This window comes from Gilliamella sp. Nev5-1, assembly GCF_001690895.1.
Taxonomy (GTDB): domain Bacteria; phylum Pseudomonadota; class Gammaproteobacteria; order Enterobacterales; family Orbaceae; genus Gilliamella; species Gilliamella apicola_C.
Window position 1 is genome coordinate 1 of sequence record NZ_LZHO01000035.1, and the last position, 21,757, is coordinate 21,757.

Genomic DNA, 21,757 nt, shown 5'->3' on the forward strand with positions numbered 1-21,757 from the left:
CGGATCTGTTGTACTGACTTTAACCTCCTTGTATTTCTCTACCGTCGATGGCTTTAAGGCTTTTTTCCGTTTAATTCTCTTTCTGCGTTGATGGCTTGATTAAGCGCATCAATATATTGACTGGGCTCAACAATACGCTGCTCATTACGTGCTTTGCCTTTATTGGCATTTGCTTTTAGGTGAGTACTGTCCGTATATAATACCCGACCACTTATCAACCCTTTGGCAATGGCCTGCTCAACAATATTATCAAAAATCTGTTGATAGATTTCACTGTCATTAAACCGACGGCGACGATTTTGACTAAGTGTTGAGGCGTCAATCACTTTTTCGGTTAATCCCATTCCCAGAAACCAGCGGTAAGCTAAATTGACCTGAATTTCCTGAACCAGACGACGTTCACTGGGGATACCGAAAAGATACCCCAATAGCATGATTTTAAACAGTCTGACCGGATCTTCTGCCGGACGACCGTTATTCGGGCAATAAAGTGGTGCTACCGCTTCTCGAATAAATTCAAAATCAATGACTTTAGCTATTTTACGAACAAGATGATTTTGGGGGACAAGCGCATCTAGTGAGATTTGCTCTATTTTTTCTGGTGTCGCTGGAGTTGGTTTTTTTAGCATAGAAGAACTTCTCTTATAGTGGACTCCTCTCTATTAGATCAAAGAACTCGCCAAAAAGCGAGTTCTTTGTCATCAATCTGAAGCCTTGAATATATCAAGGCTTTTAACTGGAGTTATAATGGCTTTTTAGACGAATCCATAAACCAAAATTATGATAACAGCTACTGGCACAACATAACGAGTTAGTATTGTCCAAATGTTAAACCAAAAATCGTTTAAATTTAACTCTTCACGAATGCGTTTTTGATTCATCATCCAAGCACCAAATACAACCGTACCTAATCCAGTAACTGGCAACATGATTTTACTTGTTAGGTAATCAAGTAAATCAAAAATATTTTTACCAAATAGTTTTACTTCGGCCCATTCATTAAATGACAAAATACAAGCAATACCTAATGCCCAGATAACTAGGCTACTTAAAATCGTTGCTGACTTTCTACCTAATGGTGTTTTTTCTTCTAATAATTCAACCGTTGGTTCAAGTAATGAAATAGAAGAAGTTAGTGCTGCAAAAGTTAGGAAGATAAAGAAAAATACCCCTAAAATAGTGCCACCAGCCATATTTCCAAATGCAATTGGTAGGGTAACAAAAATAAGCCCAGGTCCTTCACCTGCTTGTAAACCATTTGCAAAAACCAGTGGAAATATAGCCATACCTGATAGCATTGCGACAATAACATCTAAAATTACCACTGTGCGGGCGGTAGATAGTAGGTTAACATCTTTTCCTAAGTACGAGCCATAAGCCATCATAATGCCCATACCTAAAGATAAGCTAAAAAATGCATGCCCAAGAGCGGCTAGCATAGCAGTGCCATTAATAGCCGAAAAGTCTGGCGTGAATAAAAATCTAAATGCTTCACCAAAAGATGGACCACTGACATACGCTGCGTATCCAACTAATACTAACAACAAGATACCTAGTCCTGGCATCATAATTTTACACGCTCTTTCTAAACCAGCACCAACGCCCAGTGCTACAATAAATGCGGTAGCAGCCATAAATACAGTGTGCCAAGTTAATAAATGGCTCACATTGCCAAGGAAGTTACTAAAAATTTGTTCTGTAACTTTGCCATTAGCGCCTTCAAAAATCCCTTGACCAGCTAAAATAATGTAATCGGTCGCCCAACCACCAATAACACTATAAAATGATAGGATTAAAAATGATCCTACTACGCCAATAATACCAACCCAACGCCATGATTTAGAACGATTTTCAGAAACAGCAACATCTTCCATGGTATGAATAGGATTTTTTTGTCCACGACGACCAATTAACCATTCTAAAACTAAAATCGGCAAGCCAATAACAAACATAAAAAGCAAATAAGTGAGCACAAATGCTGAGCCCCCCATTTCACCTGCCATATATGGAAATTTCCAAATGTTACCCAACCCAACAGCAGAACCAGCCGCAGCAAGCATAAATCCCATGCGCGAGCTCCATTGTGAGTGATTTTCCTTCATAGTACCCGTACTCATGAATATTTTTTCCTTTATTCTTAATTGGTTAATCCTAGTATAAGCTAATGCTTAAAAACGTTTTTATTAGAGATAAGGTGTTAAATCATGCCATGAAATAAGCATGGAAACAAGAAATCATTAAAACTATTAATATAAATAACAATTTGACTATTAAATTTTATAGTAACTTGAATTCAATTTGTGACAAGCTAATAACTAAATATTAACAGCAGGATAAATTTATATTTTGCCCTTTTATTGATAGTAGTGATGCCTTAAAATGTATGATTATGAATTTAGGCTGTGCTTTATAGGAAAAGTTATTATGTCACAAAATGTTGATTTTAATGAAATAAATAAATTTTCACAATTAGCTGCTCAGTGGTGGGATCTTGATGGCAAATGTAAACCTTTGCATATTATCAACCCATTACGTGTTAATTATATACAACAACATTGTGGATTATTAGATCAAAAAACGGTATTAGATGTGGGGTGTGGTGGTGGTATTTTATCTGAAAGCTTAGCGAAGCTTGGTGCTAATGTGACAGCCATTGATCTTGCTGATGAGCCACTCGCTGTGGCAAAACTGCATGCTGCGCAAAATGGTTTATCTATTGCCTATGAAAAACAGACCGTAGAAGAGCATGCAGAGCAAAATCCTATGCAATATGATATTGTAACGTGTATGGAACTGTTAGAACACGTCCCCGATCCATTTTCAATTATTGATGCTTGTGCAAAATTGCTTAAACCAGGGGGTAAATTATTTTTATCGACGATTAACCGCAATCATAAGGCAAAATTGCTATTAATTTATGGAGCAGAATATATTGCTCGGCTAGTACCTAAAGGTACACATGATTTTAATCGCTTTATTCGTCCCTCAGAATTAATGTCGCTTGTTGAGCAAGCAGGTCTCACTGTTGGTGATGTGATAGGCATGGAGTACCACCTATTGAGAAACCAATTTAAATTAGGACCTAATATTGATGTCAACTACATCTTAATGGCAAACCGTTAGGAAAATAAAAGAGCAATGTGTAGGTTAAAACAAATTGTCTATATAATATGCATATAATTTTATATTATCTTAATAAATCGTATCTAATATAAATATCACTGGTTTTTTTAAGTAAAAGTAAGTAAAATGCTTTGGCAATATTTTATCAACAATCCAACCAATGGTGAATATTGTCATGTCTCGTATAGTTAAAGAAGCACTCACGTTTGACGACGTGCTATTAGTTCCCGCCCACTCAACGGTATTACCGAACACAGCTGATATTAGTACGCAACTAACCCAAACCATAAAACTTAATATTCCAATGCTATCAGCAGCAATGGATACAGTAACCGAATCAGATCTAGCCATTGCGTTAGCACAAGAGGGGGGAATTGGTTTTATTCACAAAAATATGTCAATTGAAAATCAAGCCAATCATGTAAGGCAAGTAAAGAAACACGAAAGTGGTATAGTTCAAGATCCTGTATCTGTTTTACCTACTGCAACCATAAAGCAAGTTATTGATCTAGCTAAAGAGTATGGTTTTGCTGGATTTCCTGTTGTGACTGAAACCCAAGAACTGGTTGGAATTATTACTGCACGAGATGTACGATTTGCCACCGATTTATCTTTACCTGTTACTGCCGTTATGACGCCTAAAGATCGCTTAGTTACCGTCAAAGAAGGTGAGCAACGTGAAATCGTACTTCAAAAAATGCATGAGCACCGTATCGAAAAAGTGCTTGTTGTTGATTCACGCTTCCACCTAAAAGGTATGATTACCGTTAAAGACTACAACAAAGCCGAGCAAAAACCCAATGCCTGTAAAGATGAAAAAGGGCGCCTGCGTGTGGGAGCTGCTGTTGGGGCCGCGCCAGGTAATGAAGAGCGCATCGCCGCATTAGTTGAGGCTGGCGTTGATGTGTTGCTAATTGACTCTTCACATGGCCATTCGCAAGGTGTACTTGACCGTATTTATCAAACTAGAAAGAATTATCCTAATTTACAAATTATTGGCGGTAATGTTGCCACCGCTGAAGGTGCCAAAGCCTTAATTGAAGCTGGAGTTAGCGCTGTTAAGGTGGGGATTGGACCAGGATCTATTTGTACAACACGCATTGTAACAGGTGTTGGTGTGCCACAAATTAGTGCGATTATGGATGCAGTTGAAGTCGCACAAAAACATAATATTCCTGTTATCGCTGATGGTGGAATTCGTTATTCAGGCGACATAGCCAAAGCCATTGCTGCAGGAGCATCTTGCGTTATGGTCGGTTCAATGTTTGCAGGCACAGAAGAAGCACCAGGCGAAATCGAATTATTTCAAGGTCGAGCCTATAAATCATATCGTGGCATGGGATCGCTTGGAGCAATGGCAAAAGGATCGTCTGATCGCTATTTTCAAACCGACAATGCTGCAGATAAACTGGTACCAGAGGGAATAGAAGGGCGCATTGCCTACAAAGGACAATTAAAAGAAATCGTTCATCAACAAATGGGAGGATTAAGATCTTGTATGGGGCTAACTGGTTGCGCAACGATTGATGCATTAAGAACTCAGTCTAAATTCTATCGAATTACTGGCGCAGGCATGAAAGAAAGCCATGTGCATGATGTACTTATCACCAAAGAGCCACCTAACTATAGAGCGGGCGCGTAAAAAAGGGGGGGGAACCTCCTTTTTTTTTGCAAATAAAAAAACTTCAATAAAATCAATTACTTTTCTGAACCGTTTTTATAGAAAACGTACTGTTTTTATAACGTCAAAAGTTATTTTAGGGGAAGTATTGGGGGGAATGTTTTATTCTTTTGGTGCCCAGAATAATTGATGCCATCACGCCTGAATTGGGAGATTTAGTTCTGAATTCTCTCTCAACCCTAACATAAGGCTGCAAAACATGATTTTGGGTTATTCCACCTTTTTATTTAATTTTAATGAGTTGTTCCTGATAAAGCATAGCACTGCCCCAGCAAACAAGGGTATTTGGCTAGGCAGTGCTTATTTTAGTTATCTAAAATATCAATAACTTCATAGCAATCGTTTAATAATTCTATCCACTTTTATACGGCTGAGTCGCTTTATTAATTTATGCACTTGGCTAGGATAAAATTGGCTTGCCTGTATTTGTTGAAAATGAGTGACCAAGGTAGTTTTTTGGCGTATAGCGTTTAGTTCTTGGGTGAATTTGTCACTCAATTCTTGTTTTGGATCATGTATTAATATGCCATTTTCAAGATCTAGCCGCCACGCTCGCGGATTTAGATTGTTGCCTGTTATAAGCACCCATTTATCGTCTACCCAGATACCTTTAAGGTGGTAGCTTTGTTGTTCATCCTTCCATAAGCGGATAATCAGTTGTTCTTTGTCAATAAAGAGTTGCAGGCGCTCGATAAAGCTTCTTAAGTTGATTTCGTATAAATAGGGTAGCCCACCCGATATGTTAAAAGGTTTATCTGGTGGAATGTAAAAATCGTTAGCTTCTTTGTCACCAATAATCAGTTCCACTTTCCGTCCTTTGCGTAACAGACGGATAATGTCGCGGACTAAAATACTTGGTAAATTAAAGTAAGGCGTGCAAAAGATTACTTTTTGTTCGGTAACGTTTATTAAGTGATGAATAATTTTATTTAAAGCATTATTGCGCCCAAGCCCCATTATTGGTGCAACTGATAAAGTTTCATTGTCAGTATTGGCGCTGTATTGGTAGTTTGCATCCATTAAATGTTGGCGCAGGGCTTTGATTTCAGATTTGATCTGTTTGCGGGTTTTATGCGTGCCCAAATTAAGCAATTGCAATGCTTGATATGGTAAAAAATGCTCATGAATAAATTGCACCATGCTATCAGCTAATACTGGATTAGTAATAAAGTGGTAGCGGTCATAACGGTATTTATCGAGTTTGTGTAAATAGACATTATTAATGCTTGCACCGCTGTAAATAACCGTATCATCTATAATAAAACCCTTAAGATGCAATACACCAAGCACCTCACGACGATTAACTGGTACACCATAAATTGGAATGTCAATTTCTGGATTCTTTTGTTTTAATTGGTAATAATAATTGGCGTTAGTATGCGCTTTATCTTCACCAATTCTTCCTCGCTGTGCTCGATGCCAGTCAACAAATATTTTGATATCTAAATTTGGACGTTGCCGTTTAACTTGATAAAGCTCATTAAGAATTTCTTGACCTGCTTCGTCTTGTTCTAGATAAAGTGCGACAATATAAATACGTTGCTGAGCGTTTTTTATCTTGTCAATTAACGCTAGTCGATATGCTTTTGGACTATTGAATATCTCATATTGTTCGGCATTTTGTTGAATTTTTGCTAATTCATCTAGATGCTTTTGGTGATTATATTTTATAAATGGTATTCGCATGATTTATTTATCATTATAACTGGTAAATTACTTTAGGCTAATGATAGTTAAAAGTAATGTAAATAAGACCAGTAAAAATAACACTCCTTTTAAAATGTGCGCATTTCGATTAAGTTGCTTTAGGCTAAATACGCCATATCATTATGCTTATTGACCTTTAGCAGCATGTTTATGCTTTATTGCTAGGATGATAAATGGTTTAAGACTGCTCATCAACCCATGTTTCAATTATTTTGTAAGTTAATGCAAGTACTACTGGCCCAATAAACAATCCCATTATACCAAAACTAAGTAAACCACCAATTACGCCAAATAAAATGAGTAAAAATGGTAAATTAGCTCCTTTTTTTATTAAGTAAGCACGCATTACGCTGTCTAAAGTGGTTAAGATGATGGCAACAACAATTAAACAGATACCCTCAATGGTATGACCTGACCAAAATTGCCAAGCGATGCAGCCAAGCATAACCACTACAGGGCCAATTTGGGCTACACAACAAATAAATAAAATGAGTGTCAGTACGCCTGATAATGGCATATTGGTGAGAAGAAAACTCAATCCGCCGATTAACGCTAAGGTGATGGCGGTCACCACAACGCCTAATGCCACTGCACGGATAGATTGTCCTGCTAAAGTAACGGTGGTTGCACCGTATTGCTTAGAGAGTCGATTAGCTAGTAAGTAGACATATTTAGTGATGCTTTCGCCTTTTAAAAAAAGTAATAGACTAAAAATAATCATGACGCCAGCATGAAAAATAAATATACCAATGTTAGTGGCTTGTTCAAGTAGCCAACCTATCATGGTACCAATATAAGGCTGGATGCTTGACACTAAATCGGTACCATCGGTTTGAATCAGATTTAACCATTTTTGATGTAACTCGGAACCAAAGGTCGGTATGTTTTCCAGCCAGTCAAACGTGGGTAGTGTTTGATGTTGTAACGTTTTAGCCCATTCAATAAGATGGTGACCATTTTGTGCTACAGAGCTAATAATTAATATAAATGGAATAATGCAAACAAATGCAAGTATTAACGCCATAACAAGCAACGATAACCAGCGCTTGTTAAACAGTTTTTTTTGAATTTTTATCATTAATGGCCAAGTCGCAATGACTACCATTACCGCCCAAAAGAATCCAAACAAGAAAACTTCAACAATACGATAGGTAATAATGATTAGCAACCCAATAATTAATAAGTTTAAAATCAACTTGAGTAAATCGGTAGTATTTTTTTCTGCTGGCATTTTAACACCATATTTATTAATCTATATTGTGTTATTATACGCATTATCAATTAAAATTAATATGATGTATTGATGATATGATGTATCGATGATTCATTCTTTCATACTGGAGATTTAAAAATGAAAAAATTATTATTATTGGCATTATTAGGTGTGTCATTAACGGCGTGTGCCAACACACCAAAAATTAAACCTATTGCACAAAATGCTAATGATACAGCACCATTCCCAACGGCTCAAGAGGGCGTTACACGTTATGCTATTCATCTGCCAGCTATTGCTGACGAAAACAATGCAAAAGTTGAAGTAATAATTGGCAAGGAAATGAATGTTGATTGTAACTTACACAATATTGGTGGTACTGTTAAGCAAGAAGAGCTTAAAGGTTGGGGATATTCGTACTATGTGGTTGAAAAGGCCGCAGGTAATATTTCAACTTTAATGGCTTGCCCTGAAGGAAGCAATAAAAATCAATTTGTGACCCTTAACCACAATTTAGGCTTATTTAACTATAACAGCAGTGTACCATTAGTTTTTTATGTGCCTAACGATTTGCAAGTTAAATACCGTGTTTGGCAACCTAAGGATAAAATTCTAGAAGCTAATGCAGAATAATCTGTATTTATGAATTGTTAATTGGTTATCAATTATCGATTGAGTGGTCAAAATCTGTCCACTCAATCTTGAAACTTTCAATATTTGATTTTTTAAGTGGACATCTTTGAAAAAAAAGGTATTTTATCCCTTGTAATGCAAGGTTAGCTCTACATGTTCATTTATCATTATTAATGACTTGTGATTGCCTGATTACCTCGGTTTCGCTTGGCGGTGTTACATTGGTAATTTATATCATTTTCTCAACGTCGATGGCAAAATTTGGGGGTCCGTTGTTTCTTTGCAATGGGCTTGTGTCTAACATGTAATATCCCTACAACTAGAGGAGAAGTGGTGAGCATGTTTACTCAACGTAAAACAATTCTTTCAATCGTGGCTGGTGTTTCACTAGCGTTATCTCAACCTGCTATTGCTAAAGATCGCGTCGTGCATTTTTACAATTGGGCAGGGCAAATCGGCTCTAATACAATTACTGATTTTGAAAAATCAACAGGTATTAAACTTGTTTATGATGTGTATGATTCAAATGAAGCACTTGAAGGTAAATTAATGGCAGGCCATTCTGGTTTTGATGTGGTTTCGCCATCAGATAGTTTTTTAGCTAGACAGATTAAATCTGATATCTATCTTCCATTAGATAAAAGTAAATTACCTAACTGGAAAAATCTTGATCCTAATTTAATGAAATTAATGGCTACCCATGATCCTGATAATAAATATGCCATCCCTTATGTATGGATGACAACAGGCATTGGCTATAACATTGATAAAGTTAAAGAGCGTTTAGGTAGCGATGCGCCAGTTAATAGCTGGGATCTAGTATTTAAGCCTGAAAATATGGAAAAATTGAAAGATTGTGGCGTAGCGTTTTTAGATGCCCCAACCGAAATTTTCGCAAGTGCTCTTCAATATTTAGGAAAAGATCCGAATAGTACTGATGCTAAAGATTACACAGGTGCTGCTTACGAGTTGTTAGAAAAAGTTCGCCCAAATATTCGTTATTTCCATTCTTCACAATATATTACTGATTTAGCAAATGGTGATATTTGTGTGATTTTAGGATGGTCGGGTGATATTTTACAATCACGCGATAGAGCTGATGAAGCAAAAAATGGTGTGCATGTGGGCTATCAAATTCCAAAAGAAGGGGCATTAGTCTTTTTTGATACTTTTGCCATTCCAAAAGATTCAGCTAATCCTGACGAAGCACACGAGTTCTTAAATTTTGTCATGAAACCTGAAATTGCAGCGCAAGTGACTAATGATGTTAATTTTGCTAGCGCCAATAAAGAAGCAAACGACAAATTTGTAAAACCAGATGTGAAAAATGATCCTGCGGTTTATCCAAAACCAGAAGTAATGGAAAAATTATTTACCTTGAAGGTTAAAGAACCCAAACTTGAACGTGTTATCACACGTACGTGGACAAAATTAAAAACTGGTAAATAAGCAGTAATTATCTAATTATTTATTGGTCTATTCTAGACGGGGAGATTAATTTGATCTTTCCGTCTCGTTTTTTTTGGCTTGTTGTTATGAGGAAAAAAGAGTGAATAATAAAACAACAAATCAGGTACAGCCTAAAAAAAAGATGATAACTCCGCTATTGGAGATCAAAAATTTAACGAAAGTTTTTAATGATGATTATTATGCTGTTGATGATGTCAATTTGACTATCTATACTGGCGAAATTTTTGCTTTACTGGGCGCATCAGGAAGCGGTAAATCAACACTACTACGTATGCTTGCTGGTTTTGAACAACCAACATCAGGTCAAATAATTCTTGATGGTAAGGATTTATCACAAGTTCCACCTTATAATCGCCCAATTAATATGATGTTCCAATCGTATGCTCTATTTCCTCACATGTCGGTTGAGCAAAATATCGCCTTTGGTTTAAAGCAAGACAAGTTAAGTCATAATGAGATTAAACAGCGTGTTGAAGAAATGTTAGCGTTAGTGCATATGGAGCAATTTGGCAAACGCAAACCCCACCAATTATCAGGAGGGCAAAGACAACGTGTGGCATTAGCTCGAAGCCTAGCTAAACGACCAAAATTATTGTTGCTTGATGAACCCATGGGTGCACTAGATAAGCAACTACGTGATCGTATGCAACTTGAAGTGGTGAGCATTTTAGAGCAAGTAGGAGCAACTTGCGTAATGGTAACCCATGATCAAGAAGAAGCCATGACAATGGCAGGTCGTATTGCCATTATGAACAAAGGTCAATTTGTTCAAATTGGTGAGCCAGAAGAAATTTACGAACATCCAAATTGCCAATACAGTGCTGAATTTATTGGCTCAGTTAATATATTTGATGGTATTTTACAAGATACATTAGAAGACGGCTTAATTATCAGTTGCCCTACCATTAAACATCCATTAAAAGTCGATTATGATTCACCAGCGGTAGAAGGTGTACCAGCTAAGATTGCCTTACGTCCAGAAAAAATCCAATTATGTGACCAACTCCCTGAAGATGGGTATAACTGTGCTACAGGTGAGGTTGTCGAAATTGCTTATTTAGGTGATCTATCGATTTATCATGTGAAATTGCCAAGTGGCCAAATTATCATTGCACAATTGCAAAATGAACACCGCTATCGTAAAGGTATGCCAACTTGGGGAGATATTGTTAACTTAAGTTGGGAAGTTGATAGCTGTGTTGTGCTTACCGAATAAACAAAAGAGGATATAGTGATGCGATCCATTTTATTGGGATTGTTATTAAATGCATTTGTGTTACTCAATGTTTATTGGCGTTTTGTAACAACAGGTGCTTTTGATAACTTATTTTTAGATGCGCTATTTACCGCAATGACATTGAGTTTTTTGCTGTCATGTTTAGGTTTATATTTAGTTAATTACAAGCCATCTAAATTCGCCTATCGGTTAATAATTGCTGGTAGCATAGCGTTTATTCCTGTTGGGTTTGTAGTAATTTATTTTGCTTATAAAAAAATGCGCCAACAGCATAGCGATTCAGATTTGATGACGTTATATGGTAGATTAGTGGTCATTGCCATTCCTTACTTATGGATGTTGCTACTATTTTTATTGCCATTTTTAATTGTATTTAGAATCAGCTTTTCAGAAATGGCTTTGGCTGTACCACCTTATACTGATTTACTCAGTTATGATGATGGTATACTTAATATTGCGCTAAATTTTGGCAACTATTTAAATCTAATTAGTGATACTATTTACATTGATTCCTATTTGCAATCACTTAAAATTGCAGCCATTTCAACCATACTGTGTATTTTGATTGGCTATCCATTGGCATGGGCGATTTCACAATGTAAACAGTCAACCCGTAACATTTTATTATTATTGATTATTTTACCTTCGTGGACATCGTTTTTAATTCGTGTTTACGCATGGATTGGTATTTTGAACCCTAATGGACTGTTAAATCACTTTTTGATGTGGTTAGGCGTCATTGATCAGCCATTGATTATTATGAAAACCTATTTTGCGGTATATATTGGTATTGTTTATTCGTATTTACCCTTTGTGGTATTGCCAATTTATACATCGTTAAGTAAGGTCGATTCGACATTAATTGAAGCGGCACTAGACTTAGGTTGTAAACCAATTAAAACGTTTTTTAAAATTATTGTACCTTTGACTAAAAATGGTGTTATTGCTGGGGGAATGTTGGTGTTTATTCCTGCTGTAGGTGAATATGTGATCCCTGAATTATTAGGGCCTTCTGAAGGCATTATGATTGGTACCCAGCTTTGGACCGAGTTCTTTAACAATCATGACTGGCCAGCAGCTTCAGCCGTTGCAAGTGTGATGTTGATGATATTAATTGTACCAATTTACTATTTTAATAAATTCCAAAATCGACAAATGGGGGGTAAATAGATGAACAATTTACCTGTTATTACACGATCCGCCCTGATTGTATTTATCTCCTCTTTGCTAGGTGCAATTTTATTGAGTATTTTGATTTCATCATCGGGATTAGCGCTTTTGGGGCAAAGTGGCTTTTATTACGGCTGTATTACTTTTAGTTTTATACTTACGGTTTTAGTTACTATAGCGCTGTTTTTTCGATGCTTGAAGGGGCTTATCTTTTTAGTTGTCTTTTCGTTTTTATATATCCCCATGATCATTTTGATTGTTTATTCGTTTAACAGTTCTCGGCTAGTAACAGTTTGGGCGGGTTTTTCAGTCAAATGGTATTTTGAGCTAATTCACAATGAAACACTACTTAAAGCTGTCGGATTAAGTCTATCTATTGCTGCATGCGCTGCTACTTTTGCTGTTGTGCTCGGCACATTAGCCGCTTATGCAATTATCCGTTTTAGGCGATTCCGTGGGTCTAATTTGTTCTCATTTATGACAACAGCGCCGTTAGTTATGCCTGATGTTATTACTGGTTTGGCATTGTTATTATTGTTTGTGGGTATGGGGCAGGTCTTGGGGTGGCCAAAAGATCGAGGTGCAATAACTATTTGGATGGCACATGCGACTTTCTGCACTGCCTATGTTACGGTAGTCATTAGTGCAAGGCTTCGTGAACTTGATAAATCTATTGAAGAAGCGGCTTTAGATTTAGGTGCTAACCCATTGAAAGTCTTTTTTGTTATTACATTACCAATGATTGCACCGGCATTAGTTTCTGGCTGGTTACTTGCATTTACCTTATCACTTGATGATGTCGTAATTGCTAATTTTGTAACAGGGCCAGGCGCAATGACATTACCTAAATTAATATTTTCAAAAGTACGTTTAGGGGTCGATCCACAAGTCAACGCTTTAGCCACAATTATATTACTCATTGTCGGGATTATCGGTTTTATTTCGTGGTTATGGATGCGTCAGTCTGAGCGACGTCGCATTCAAGAAACACATAAGCACTAAATCCTGCCTCTTATCTCAATATTGCCGCATATTGCGGCAATATTACGTTTTAAAATCTCCGTGTTTTTTCCATCATTTTGTATTATAGTGTGAATGGTCAATTTATTTGGCTAAATTCTCAGGGCGGGGCGTAATTCCCCACCGGTGGTATAGCCCACGAGCGCTTAATATTTTAGATTTTAATGGTCTGTTTATTTTATTAATAACAAACCATCTAAATATATTAAGGTCAAGCAGATTTGGTGAAATTCCAAAGCCGACAGTTAAAGTCTGGATAAAAGAGAGTTGCTTATCTTTCTCATGTTTGCTGAAAGGCAAAGTCATACTGGTCAAGCACAGCCCTGATTCTGGTATTTTATTTATTTGTACTTAATTAATTTGATGCATCAATAATGATTCAAATTTAATTAAGTAAATAATGAAATGAGCAAATTAAAAATATAGGTATTTACCATGAATCAGTTTAATCTGAATGAGTTTGGAACTCCAATCGAACGAGTCAAAAAGGCCATTGCATCAATTCAAGCCGGTCAAGGTGTGCTAGTTTTAGATGATGAAGATCGTGAAAACGAAGGCGATATTATTTGGGCTGCTGAGTCAATCACTCCCGAACAAATGGCTATTACTATTCGTTATGGTAGTGGCATTGTTTGCTTATGTTTACCGCCAAAACGTTGCGAAGAATTGGAATTGCCTATGATGGTGGCCAATAATACCAGTAAAAATAATACTGCGTTTACTATTTCGATTGAAGCTGCCGATGGTGTAACAACGGGGGTATCTGCTGCCGACCGCGTCACGACCATTAAAGCTGCGGTTAATGATAACGCTAAACCTAGCGATCTTAATCACCCCGGGCATGTCTTTCCATTAGTTGCTAAAGAAGGGGGGGTATTGGTTCGCCGAGGTCATACCGAAGCATCAATTGATTTAGTGACATTAGCGGGTTTAAAACCTGCTGCAGTCCTGTGTGAGTTAACAAATGATGATGGCACAATGGCAAGAGCACCTGAAGTGGTAAAGTTTGCAAAACAATATCATATGCCCGTTGTGACCATTGAAGATATTGTTGAGTATCGTAAATCGTTAGCAGTGTAGTACTAAAAAAGAGACTTTAACTAATTATACTAAATAATAGCAATATTGAAATGTTGTTTGCAGTATATACCATTTTCCGCCGAAAGCATCGGCGGATAGGAGTCGAAATCAACCAAGTACTTTTAATGCACAGACTTTTGTTATTTTAACGCCATTTTCTAATGCTGAAGTGTCGAACTTCATTTCTGGGTGATGTAATCCTGGGGTTAAATCAGCTCCTAACCCCCAAAAACCAGCTTTGACATTGCGTTCACATGGATAGTTGAAAAAATCTTCTCCACCTGGGGTAAAGATTGGATCTTTTAAGCCCTCTTTTCCAAGTACATCAACAATAGCTTCGGCAATAATTTGGGTGACATCGTTATCAATTTCAGCTGCAGGGATCTCTTTAGTTACATTGATATCCACTTTTGCACCGATAGATTCAATACTGAGTTTTATTGCATTTAGAGTTTTGGCTTTTAGATCATGCATAGCTGAATTTGTTGAGGTTCTTAGATCCCAACATACATAAGCTTCAGATGGAATGGCATTAGTTACCCCTGCATCACAAATGCAACGTGTTGCTTTGATGCTATAAGTTAAACTTGGTGTCAGTTGAATGGTGTTAACTGCTTGAATGGCAAGTGCAGCTGCATCAAGCGCATTAATGCCTAAATGTGGGCGAGCACCATGCGCAGGTATACCATGAATGTTTGCTTCAATTGTAGTGGATGCCGAATAGTACATTGCCGCTGCGGCAAAGCCTTTAGGACATTCGTCTTTAGGGCGTAAATGTAGGCCGATAATCATGTCAACATCATCAATAATGCCACCTTTAATCATGGCTAAAGCGCCTGAACCAAGTTCTTCAGCTGGCTGGAAAATCAGTTTTAATCGCCCTTTTTTGATACTGCCTTCTTGAATTAATTCTTGTGCTGCGGTTAATAATATTGATGAGTGTCCGTCATGACCGCAGGTGTGTCTTGCACAATGCTTACCATCAATGATATGACCCAATGCGTCCATGTCAGCCCGTAAAGCCAGAACTGGGCCTGGTTTTCCGCTATCGTATTGGGCAACAATCCCAGTTGTGTTATTAATATTGCGACTTACTTTATAACCGACTTGTTCAAGCTGTTGTGCAATATATGCCGACGTTTTATGCTCCTCAAAGCCTAACTCAGGAATTTGATGTAAATAACAATAATGCTCTAATACGTTTGACATTGGTATCTCCTTTCTCAAGCAATAAATCGCATAATAATCATTGCAATCAGTGCATTGAAAATGCTGTTTAACATCAATAATGGCCAGTATTTTTTAGGTACATCGGCAACGCCTAATAAACGCCCCATATATTGTAATTGTGATCCCATTAAAAAAATAGCGGGAGTCAAAATAGTTATTGCTGTCGTATTAAGTATGCCACTAGTGAGCAAATTGACGGCAACACCAGTGCCAGCAGATGCGGATAACCAAGCGGTGAGTAATACGGTAATGGCTTCTCCAGGTAAGCCAAAAACTTCCATCATTGGCGCACAATAAGTTCCGATTAATTGCATTAAACCTAAACGTTTTAGCATTTCGGCAATCACAAATGCCATTAAGATGTTAGGCATTAAATTGTTAATCGCAATATTGAATCCTTTGCGTGCACCAATTACAAAAATATCTAAAGGGTTATTTGATTGGTTTTGTGAATTACTCATTGATAAACTCCTTTTTATAAATTGAGTTTAATATCAAGCGAACTAGTATTGCCCCCATAAATTTAAGTACAAGCATAATGACAAGAGGAATAAAAATAGCCACTGTCATTGACGCAAATAATGCTGAGCCAATAGAAAAGTAGTTATTGATTAAACCTGCACCAGAATATTGCCAAGCGCTAATGATGATAAGATCTTTTTTAGTAATTTGCTTTTCATCATATAATTCTTTAGTTAATACTGCGCCAGCATCAGTGCTTTGCAAGTCAGTAATTAACGCAAGACCTGTTTTACCAGGAACGCCTAATATCGGTTTTAACAGTGGCGTTAGCAATTTATGTGCCGCACGAATTGTGCCGTAATGGGTAAAGATTTCTAATACACCTAATGCCAACATAACCGTTGGGATAAGCGATAAAGCAAAAATAAATCCAGCTCTTGCACTAATACCACCTTCGCCTACAAAAGTATTTTTTTCTGGGTGGATCATGGTACCAAATTTACCGCTTAAGCTAGTAAAATCAAATGCACCTAACCATGCTTTACCTTCGACATTAAAAAATAAGCCTGAAAAAAACAAAATTGCCACTACAAGTGATACATAGGCTTTTATGCCTACTTTAAATTCATTGTCTGATTTTTTTGACATGCTACTTTCCTTTTCTTATGCTTAACCTACTTAACTATCCTATAAGTAGCGATACTAGATAAGTATGATAACGCCTACTTTAGATTTATAATAAAAAACGGTTTAAAAACACTATTTTATTATTCTATACTCATTTAAAATTAAATTAAAAAAGTATAACTATTTTTATTTTTTTCTATCAATTTATCTATTTCTTTTATATCTTTCTAAAAGCATACGATATGGTATGATATGGAATAGGCAGGCTAACTTACATAAATCGTAATGCATTGAATTATAAAAATTTGCTCTTGCTATTGATGATTATTCATTATAGAATTACCTACCTTATTGAAAAATAATAATAAAACTTGTGGTAAGGTATCATGAAGGTTAGTTGCTTTGACTTATTCGTTTTTTTGACTTAGTAGTTAAAAACATACAGTAATTAAGCTCTTTGGGTGGCAAATGTTCTGTTTGCGAACCATCTTTTATTTTGTCGTTGTTTATCGACAATAAATCATTATCAAGTGCTATATAAAATAGGTTATGACAAAAAATAAAGTAGCAAAACGAGGTAGCTATGTTAAGCGTGAATAAAGAGTGGGCATTTGTAGTGCTGACTTGCTTTTTTGAGTTATGTTGGATTTTAGGGTTTAGCGTTGCAACCGAGCTATGGCAGTGGGGTATCATTGTGTTGCTAATTGTTGTCGATTTTACTTTTTTAACCAATGCTTGTAAAACAATACCCACAGGCACAGTGTATGCCATATTTTCAGGCGTTGGTGCAGTTGGTGCGACAGTGATTGACATGTTGCTTTTTGACAAAGAAATTAAATTAATTCAACTTTTTTTTGTGGCACTTATCATTATTGGTGTTGTGCAACTTAAACGTGCGGATAGTTAATATTACAATAAAGGACAAATTTAATCATGGGATGGCTATTGATATTAATTGCAACTGTTTTTGAAGTTCTTGGGGCGATTGGTCTTAAGTTATATGCAGAGCAAAAAAGTCTGCTTAGGCTTGTTTTATATTGGGGAGGATTTTCTGTTTCTTTTATGCTTTTTTACTTTTCTCTCCATTATCTTGAATTGAGTATTGTGTATCCTGTTTGGGTTGGTCTTGGAACATCGGGGGCGGTGTTAGCTAATATGTTATTGTTCAATGAGCCTAAAAACTTTTCTCGATTATTTGGTTTGAGCATTATTATTATTGGTGTTGTTGGTTTACATGCTACTTTATAATCAGTTTTGATTATACTGGCAAAAAAACCGGAGATAATCTCCGGTAAAATATAATGTAAGGTTGAATAAAAAAAGAAATTAAATTAAATTTCGTTAGCATGCTCTTTTAAGAAACTTGCAACACCTTTCGGGTTTGCTTGCATGCCTTTTTTACCTTTTGTCCATTGTGCAGGGCAAACTTCTCCATGCTCTTCATGGAATTGGAACGCATCAACAATACGAATCATTTCGTCGATATTACGACCAATTGGTAAATCGTTAATCGTTTCATGGCGTACAATGCCTGATTTATCAATGAAGAATGATGCGCGTAATGCCACACCAGCTTCAGGATGTTCAACACCATATGCTTGCATAATTTCGTGTTTGATATCTGCAATAATCGGGAATTTTACTTCACCAATACCACCATTGTCTCGAGGTGTGTTTCGCCAAGCGTTATGTACATATTCAGAGTCCATTGAAACACCAATAACTTCAACTCCTCGCTTTTTGAATTCTTCTAGGCGGTGATCAAATGCGATGATCTCTGATGGACAAACAAAAGTAAAGTCCATTGGCCAGAAAAAAACCACAGCATATTTACCATGAATATGTTGTGATAAATTGAAATTGTTAACAATTTCTCCAGATCCTAAAACTGCTGCTGATGTAAAATCTGGGGCTTTGCGAGTGACTAATGTCATAGTGTTTCTCCTTGCTAATTAAATGTAAATCATATCGTGAAGCATTATAGCAATTAAAATCGATTGTCCAAGTTGTTATAAACAATCGGTATCATAAGTTTAAGCTATTAACTGTTGATTATTGTTCGGTATTATTTATTAATTTTTTAGGTTTACCTTTATTTTTGGTATCTCGATGACGCTGTTTTATCTTTTTCTTCTTGGCATCTTCTTTTTTGCGAACACTTTTTAATTTTGCTTTTTGCGATGGTTTTTTCTTTGTTGCTGGCTTTGGGGCTTTTGTTTTTGGTCGCAATTCATCAATGGTTCTTAGTTTTATTGGTTCTTGGATATAGCGCTCAATTTTTTGTAGTAATTCGTTATCATGAGCTTCAATTAGCATAATTGCCGTACCTTTTTTACCTGCACGTGCAGTGCGACCAATGCGGTGCAAGTAAACATCTGCGGTTTTCGGGGCATCAAAATTAATAACGTGGGTGATATCGTCAATATCAATTCCACGCGCTGCAACATCAGTTGCAACCAGTACATTAACAGTATTATTGCTAATTCTTTTGATCGCTTCGTTGCGTTTTGCTTGTACCATTTCGCCTTCTAAATAGCAACTGTGGATGCCAGCTTGATGCAGCAGGTTAACTAATTCGTGCACACGTTCACGTTTACGAACAAATACAATGGTTTTTTTTAATTCTTGTTGTTTTAATAAGTGAGTAAGCAGTGCCACTTTATGGGGTAAGTCGTCAGCACGATAATAGAATTGTAGGATCTTTTTTCGCTCTTTACGTGATGGATCGGCATTGATTTCAATTGGTGCATTTAAAATGCGACTGGCAAAATTATGCAGTCCTTCGCCTTCAAGTGTAGCTGAAAATAATAAAGTTTGCTTACGCCAACGAGTTTCGGCTGATATGGTTTCGACATCTTGCGAAAAACCCATGTCTAGCATGCGGTCTGCTTCGTCTAAAATCAGCATCTCAACCGCTCGGCAATCAAAATTTTCTTCTTTTATATACTGTAATAATCGACCTGTTGTTGCAATAACAATATCTTGATTTTTGCTAAATACTTCAGCGTGATTCATATAAGCAACCCCACCAGTAATGGTTGCGATGCTTAGTGGTGTCGATTCGGTTAATAATTTGGCTTGCTCGGCAATTTGCATGGCGAGTTCACGCGTTGGTGTTAATATCAAAATACGTGGTGGCCCAGATTTACGACGAGGGAAATCTAATAAATGTTGCACAGCAGGAATTAAAAAAGCGAGTGTTTTACCCGTACCAGTTGGTGCTGAGCCTAAAATATCTTTGCCATCTAGAGCAACAGGAATCGTTTGTGCTTGGATTGCTGTCGGGGTGTTTATATCCTGCGTTTGAAGATTGTGAATTAATATATCATCTAGCTCTAAATCAGAAAAAGTGTGTACTGTCATAATGATCTTTTCATCTAAAATTATAAGACACATTATAACGGCAATTACTATAACTACAATCAATAAAAGTGTGATGGATTATTATTCGCTCTTTATACGTTATTTGCTTACAGATAAGTTATCTTGAAGAGAATGTCAACTTGTGTGCCTAAAATCTTAACGATTTATTTAAGCAAAACTTATCATCTTTGAGTGTTTATGGTAAGATTAGGTAAATTATTACAGCATGTAAAATGGTGATTGGGTTATTCCGTTGCGGTTTAACGCTTAATCAATTTGTACCTTAATACAAGCTGGTTCAAAATTTCCTATTAAATAATATTTCTATAATAACCATCAGATAATAACTATGACTGAATGTTTTTCGATTGATAATTATAATAAGCAATTAGAACGGAAAGTAGATATTTTAAAAACATTATTATCAGACTTTTCTCTTCCCGAATTAACAGTCTATTCATCGCCAATTAGCCATTATCGAATGCGAGCTGAGTTCAGAATCTGGCATCATGGTGAGGAGCTTTATCATATTATGTATGACAAAAAGACAAAAAAACGGGTACGCGTTGATGAATTTCCTATTGCGACTAAATTAATAAATCAAGCGATGCAAACTATTTTGCCTTTATTACAGCATAATCATCTACTTCGGCATTTATTGTTTCAAATCGATTATTTTTCAACCTTAAGTGGTCAGTTATTAATTACGCTTTTATATCATAAAAAGTTAAATGATGAATGGATAATTGAAGCAAAAAAATTAAAAATGCAATTAGCTAAACAAGGCGTAAATGCGAGTATTGTCGGGCGCGCTAGCAACCAAAAAATTGCAATTGATGTCGATTATGTTGATGAGATTTTACCCGTAATGGGTAAAATGTTTACTTATCGTCAAGTTGAAAATAGTTTTACACAACCCAATGCGGCGGTGAACATTAAGATGTTACAGTGGGCTGTATCAGTCACTAAAAATTTGTCGGGTGATTTACTAGAGTTTTATTGTGGTAATGGTAACTTTTCAATTGCACTGGCACAAAACTTTCGAAAAGTATTGGCCACTGAAATTGCTAAAGCGTCAGTTTATTCTGCTCAGCATAATATTGCCATTAATCATATTGATAATCTTACTATTGTCCGATTGTCGGCTGAAGAGTTTACCAGCGCAATTAAAAGAGAGCGTGAGTTTAATCGTTTAAAAGGAATTCATTTAGATGATTATCGGTGCGACACGGTACTGGTTGACCCGCCTCGTGCAGGATTGGATTTAAATACTATTGATATATTGAAATCCTATAAAACTATTATTTATATTTCGTGTAATCCTAATACATTGCGCGACAATTTGCAGTTATTGAGCAAAACGCATTCAATTCAACATTTTGCAATGTTTGATCAATTTCCTTATACCGATCATATCGAAACAGGCATAGTATTGTGTAAAAAGTAAAAGGATCTGATATTCAAAACAGGATATTTTTGCTACAATAAGCCCAATTTATGTGTGACTAATTATTGTTTTCAGTATATATACAGACTTGCGCCAAATTAGATAAAAAAAACCCTAGATAAACTAGGGCTGCATTAAATTGCAAGGAATGGATGAAAGGAAATAAAACAATGAAACAATAATGTCTAGCCTCATGAATCATTGTGTAGCTACTATAGCAAAGACAAACCAACTGATTGGTGACATAAACATTACAAAATGGTCATTAATATATCATGATTGATTTAATGTTTA

At 36.4% G+C, this 21,757-nt stretch carries 18 protein-coding genes, 2 pseudogenes and 1 riboswitch; of the genes and pseudogenes, 11 read left to right on the forward strand and 9 right to left on the reverse strand.

The window, feature by feature from the left end:
- A pseudogene (locus A9G41_RS05270) lies at positions 1-629 on the reverse strand (transposase); the annotation flags it as partial.
- Positions 630-755: 126 nt separating this feature from the next.
- Complete coding sequence (locus A9G41_RS05275; RefSeq protein ID WP_218057109.1) at positions 756-2,117, reverse strand: sodium-dependent transporter; 1,362 nt, start codon at positions 2,115-2,117, stop codon at positions 756-758.
- A 307-nt stretch (positions 2,118-2,424) separates the two neighbouring features.
- On the opposite strand from A9G41_RS05275, the gene ubiG reads away from it, so the two are divergent.
- Together ubiG and guaB are read left to right on the forward strand one after the other, a co-directional pair.
- Complete coding sequence (ubiG, locus tag A9G41_RS05280; protein ID WP_065582699.1) at positions 2,425-3,123, forward strand: bifunctional 2-polyprenyl-6-hydroxyphenol methylase/3-demethylubiquinol 3-O-methyltransferase UbiG; 699 nt, start codon at positions 2,425-2,427, stop codon at positions 3,121-3,123.
- Positions 3,124-3,298: 175 nt separating this feature from the next.
- Positions 3,299-4,765 (forward strand): IMP dehydrogenase, encoded by a 1,467-nt coding sequence (gene guaB, locus A9G41_RS05285; RefSeq protein ID WP_065582700.1) that lies wholly within the window; start codon positions 3,299-3,301, stop codon positions 4,763-4,765.
- Positions 4,766-5,134: 369 nt separating this feature from the next.
- Here the strand turns inward: guaB and pssA are convergent, their stop codons facing one another.
- Complete coding sequence (gene pssA / locus A9G41_RS05290) at positions 5,135-6,493, reverse strand: CDP-diacylglycerol--serine O-phosphatidyltransferase (protein WP_442902722.1); 1,359 nt, start codon at positions 6,491-6,493, stop codon at positions 5,135-5,137.
- Between the two features lie 196 nt (positions 6,494-6,689).
- Positions 6,690-7,742: an AI-2E family transporter YdiK gene (gene ydiK / locus A9G41_RS05295; protein ID WP_065582702.1), complete on the reverse strand. Its 1,053-nt coding sequence runs from the start codon at positions 7,740-7,742 to the stop codon at positions 6,690-6,692.
- A 120-nt stretch (positions 7,743-7,862) separates the two neighbouring features.
- On the opposite strand from ydiK, the gene eco reads away from it, so the two are divergent.
- From eco to ribB, 6 genes and pseudogenes are all read left to right on the forward strand, one after another.
- Positions 7,863-8,357 carry a serine protease inhibitor ecotin gene (eco, locus tag A9G41_RS05300; RefSeq protein WP_065582703.1) on the forward strand — a complete coding sequence of 165 codons (495 nt, stop codon included), beginning with the start codon at positions 7,863-7,865 and terminating at the stop codon, positions 8,355-8,357.
- A gap of 339 nt (positions 8,358-8,696) precedes the next feature.
- A complete protein-coding gene (locus tag A9G41_RS05305) occupies positions 8,697-9,806 on the forward strand; it encodes an extracellular solute-binding protein (RefSeq protein WP_065580074.1) in 1,110 nt (369 codons plus the stop codon).
- A gap of 100 nt (positions 9,807-9,906) precedes the next feature.
- The gene (potG, locus tag A9G41_RS05310) at positions 9,907-11,043 is read left to right on the forward strand and encodes a putrescine ABC transporter ATP-binding subunit PotG (protein ID WP_218057107.1); all 1,137 of its coding nucleotides are present in this window, start codon (positions 9,907-9,909) and stop codon (positions 11,041-11,043) included.
- Between the two features lie 318 nt (positions 11,044-11,361).
- Positions 11,362-12,234 (forward strand): annotated as a pseudogene (gene potH, locus A9G41_RS05315) (putrescine ABC transporter permease PotH); the annotation flags it as partial.
- Between the two features lie 243 nt (positions 12,235-12,477).
- Positions 12,478-13,236, forward strand: coding sequence for an ABC transporter permease subunit (locus A9G41_RS05320; protein WP_081302218.1), 759 nt, complete (start codon positions 12,478-12,480; stop codon positions 13,234-13,236).
- Between the two features lie 110 nt (positions 13,237-13,346).
- Positions 13,347-13,526: riboswitch (FMN riboswitch) on the forward strand.
- Between the two features lie 163 nt (positions 13,527-13,689).
- Positions 13,690-14,334, forward strand: a complete 645-nt coding sequence (gene ribB / locus A9G41_RS05325; protein WP_065582704.1) for a 3,4-dihydroxy-2-butanone-4-phosphate synthase — start codon at positions 13,690-13,692, stop codon at positions 14,332-14,334.
- Between the two features lie 108 nt (positions 14,335-14,442).
- Here the strand turns inward: ribB and A9G41_RS05330 are convergent, their stop codons facing one another.
- From A9G41_RS05330 to A9G41_RS05340, 3 genes are read right to left on the reverse strand one after another with little or no spacing between them, the layout of a single operon-like run.
- Positions 14,443-15,543, reverse strand: a complete 1,101-nt coding sequence (locus A9G41_RS05330) for an amidohydrolase (protein WP_065582705.1) — start codon at positions 15,541-15,543, stop codon at positions 14,443-14,445.
- A 14-nt stretch (positions 15,544-15,557) separates the two neighbouring features.
- Positions 15,558-16,025, reverse strand: a complete 468-nt coding sequence (locus tag A9G41_RS05335; RefSeq protein WP_065582706.1) for a YjiG family protein — start codon at positions 16,023-16,025, stop codon at positions 15,558-15,560.
- The gene (locus A9G41_RS05340) at positions 16,018-16,674 is read right to left on the reverse strand and encodes a nucleoside recognition domain-containing protein (RefSeq protein WP_065582707.1); all 657 of its coding nucleotides are present in this window, start codon (positions 16,672-16,674) and stop codon (positions 16,018-16,020) included. The genes A9G41_RS05335 and A9G41_RS05340 overlap by 8 nt, the downstream gene beginning before the upstream one ends.
- Before the next feature lie 562 nt (positions 16,675-17,236).
- On the opposite strand from A9G41_RS05340, the gene A9G41_RS05345 reads away from it, so the two are divergent.
- Together A9G41_RS05345 and A9G41_RS05350 are read left to right on the forward strand one after the other, a co-directional pair.
- The gene (locus A9G41_RS05345) at positions 17,237-17,560 is read left to right on the forward strand and encodes a DMT family transporter (protein WP_218057698.1); all 324 of its coding nucleotides are present in this window, start codon (positions 17,237-17,239) and stop codon (positions 17,558-17,560) included.
- A gap of 26 nt (positions 17,561-17,586) precedes the next feature.
- Positions 17,587-17,901: a DMT family transporter gene (locus tag A9G41_RS05350; protein WP_065582708.1), complete on the forward strand. Its 315-nt coding sequence runs from the start codon at positions 17,587-17,589 to the stop codon at positions 17,899-17,901.
- A gap of 83 nt (positions 17,902-17,984) precedes the next feature.
- Here the strand turns inward: A9G41_RS05350 and A9G41_RS05355 are convergent, their stop codons facing one another.
- Entirely contained in the window at positions 17,985-18,587 is a 603-nt protein-coding gene (locus A9G41_RS05355) for a peroxiredoxin C (protein WP_065567255.1), read from the reverse strand.
- A gap of 118 nt (positions 18,588-18,705) precedes the next feature.
- Positions 18,706-20,016: an ATP-dependent RNA helicase SrmB gene (gene srmB / locus A9G41_RS05360; RefSeq protein ID WP_065582709.1), complete on the reverse strand. Its 1,311-nt coding sequence runs from the start codon at positions 20,014-20,016 to the stop codon at positions 18,706-18,708.
- 349 nt (positions 20,017-20,365) lie between these two features.
- On the opposite strand from srmB, the gene trmA reads away from it, so the two are divergent.
- Positions 20,366-21,463 carry a tRNA (uridine(54)-C5)-methyltransferase TrmA gene (gene trmA / locus A9G41_RS05365; RefSeq protein ID WP_065582710.1) on the forward strand — a complete coding sequence of 366 codons (1,098 nt, stop codon included), beginning with the start codon at positions 20,366-20,368 and terminating at the stop codon, positions 21,461-21,463.
- Positions 21,464-21,757 lie beyond the last annotated feature (294 nt).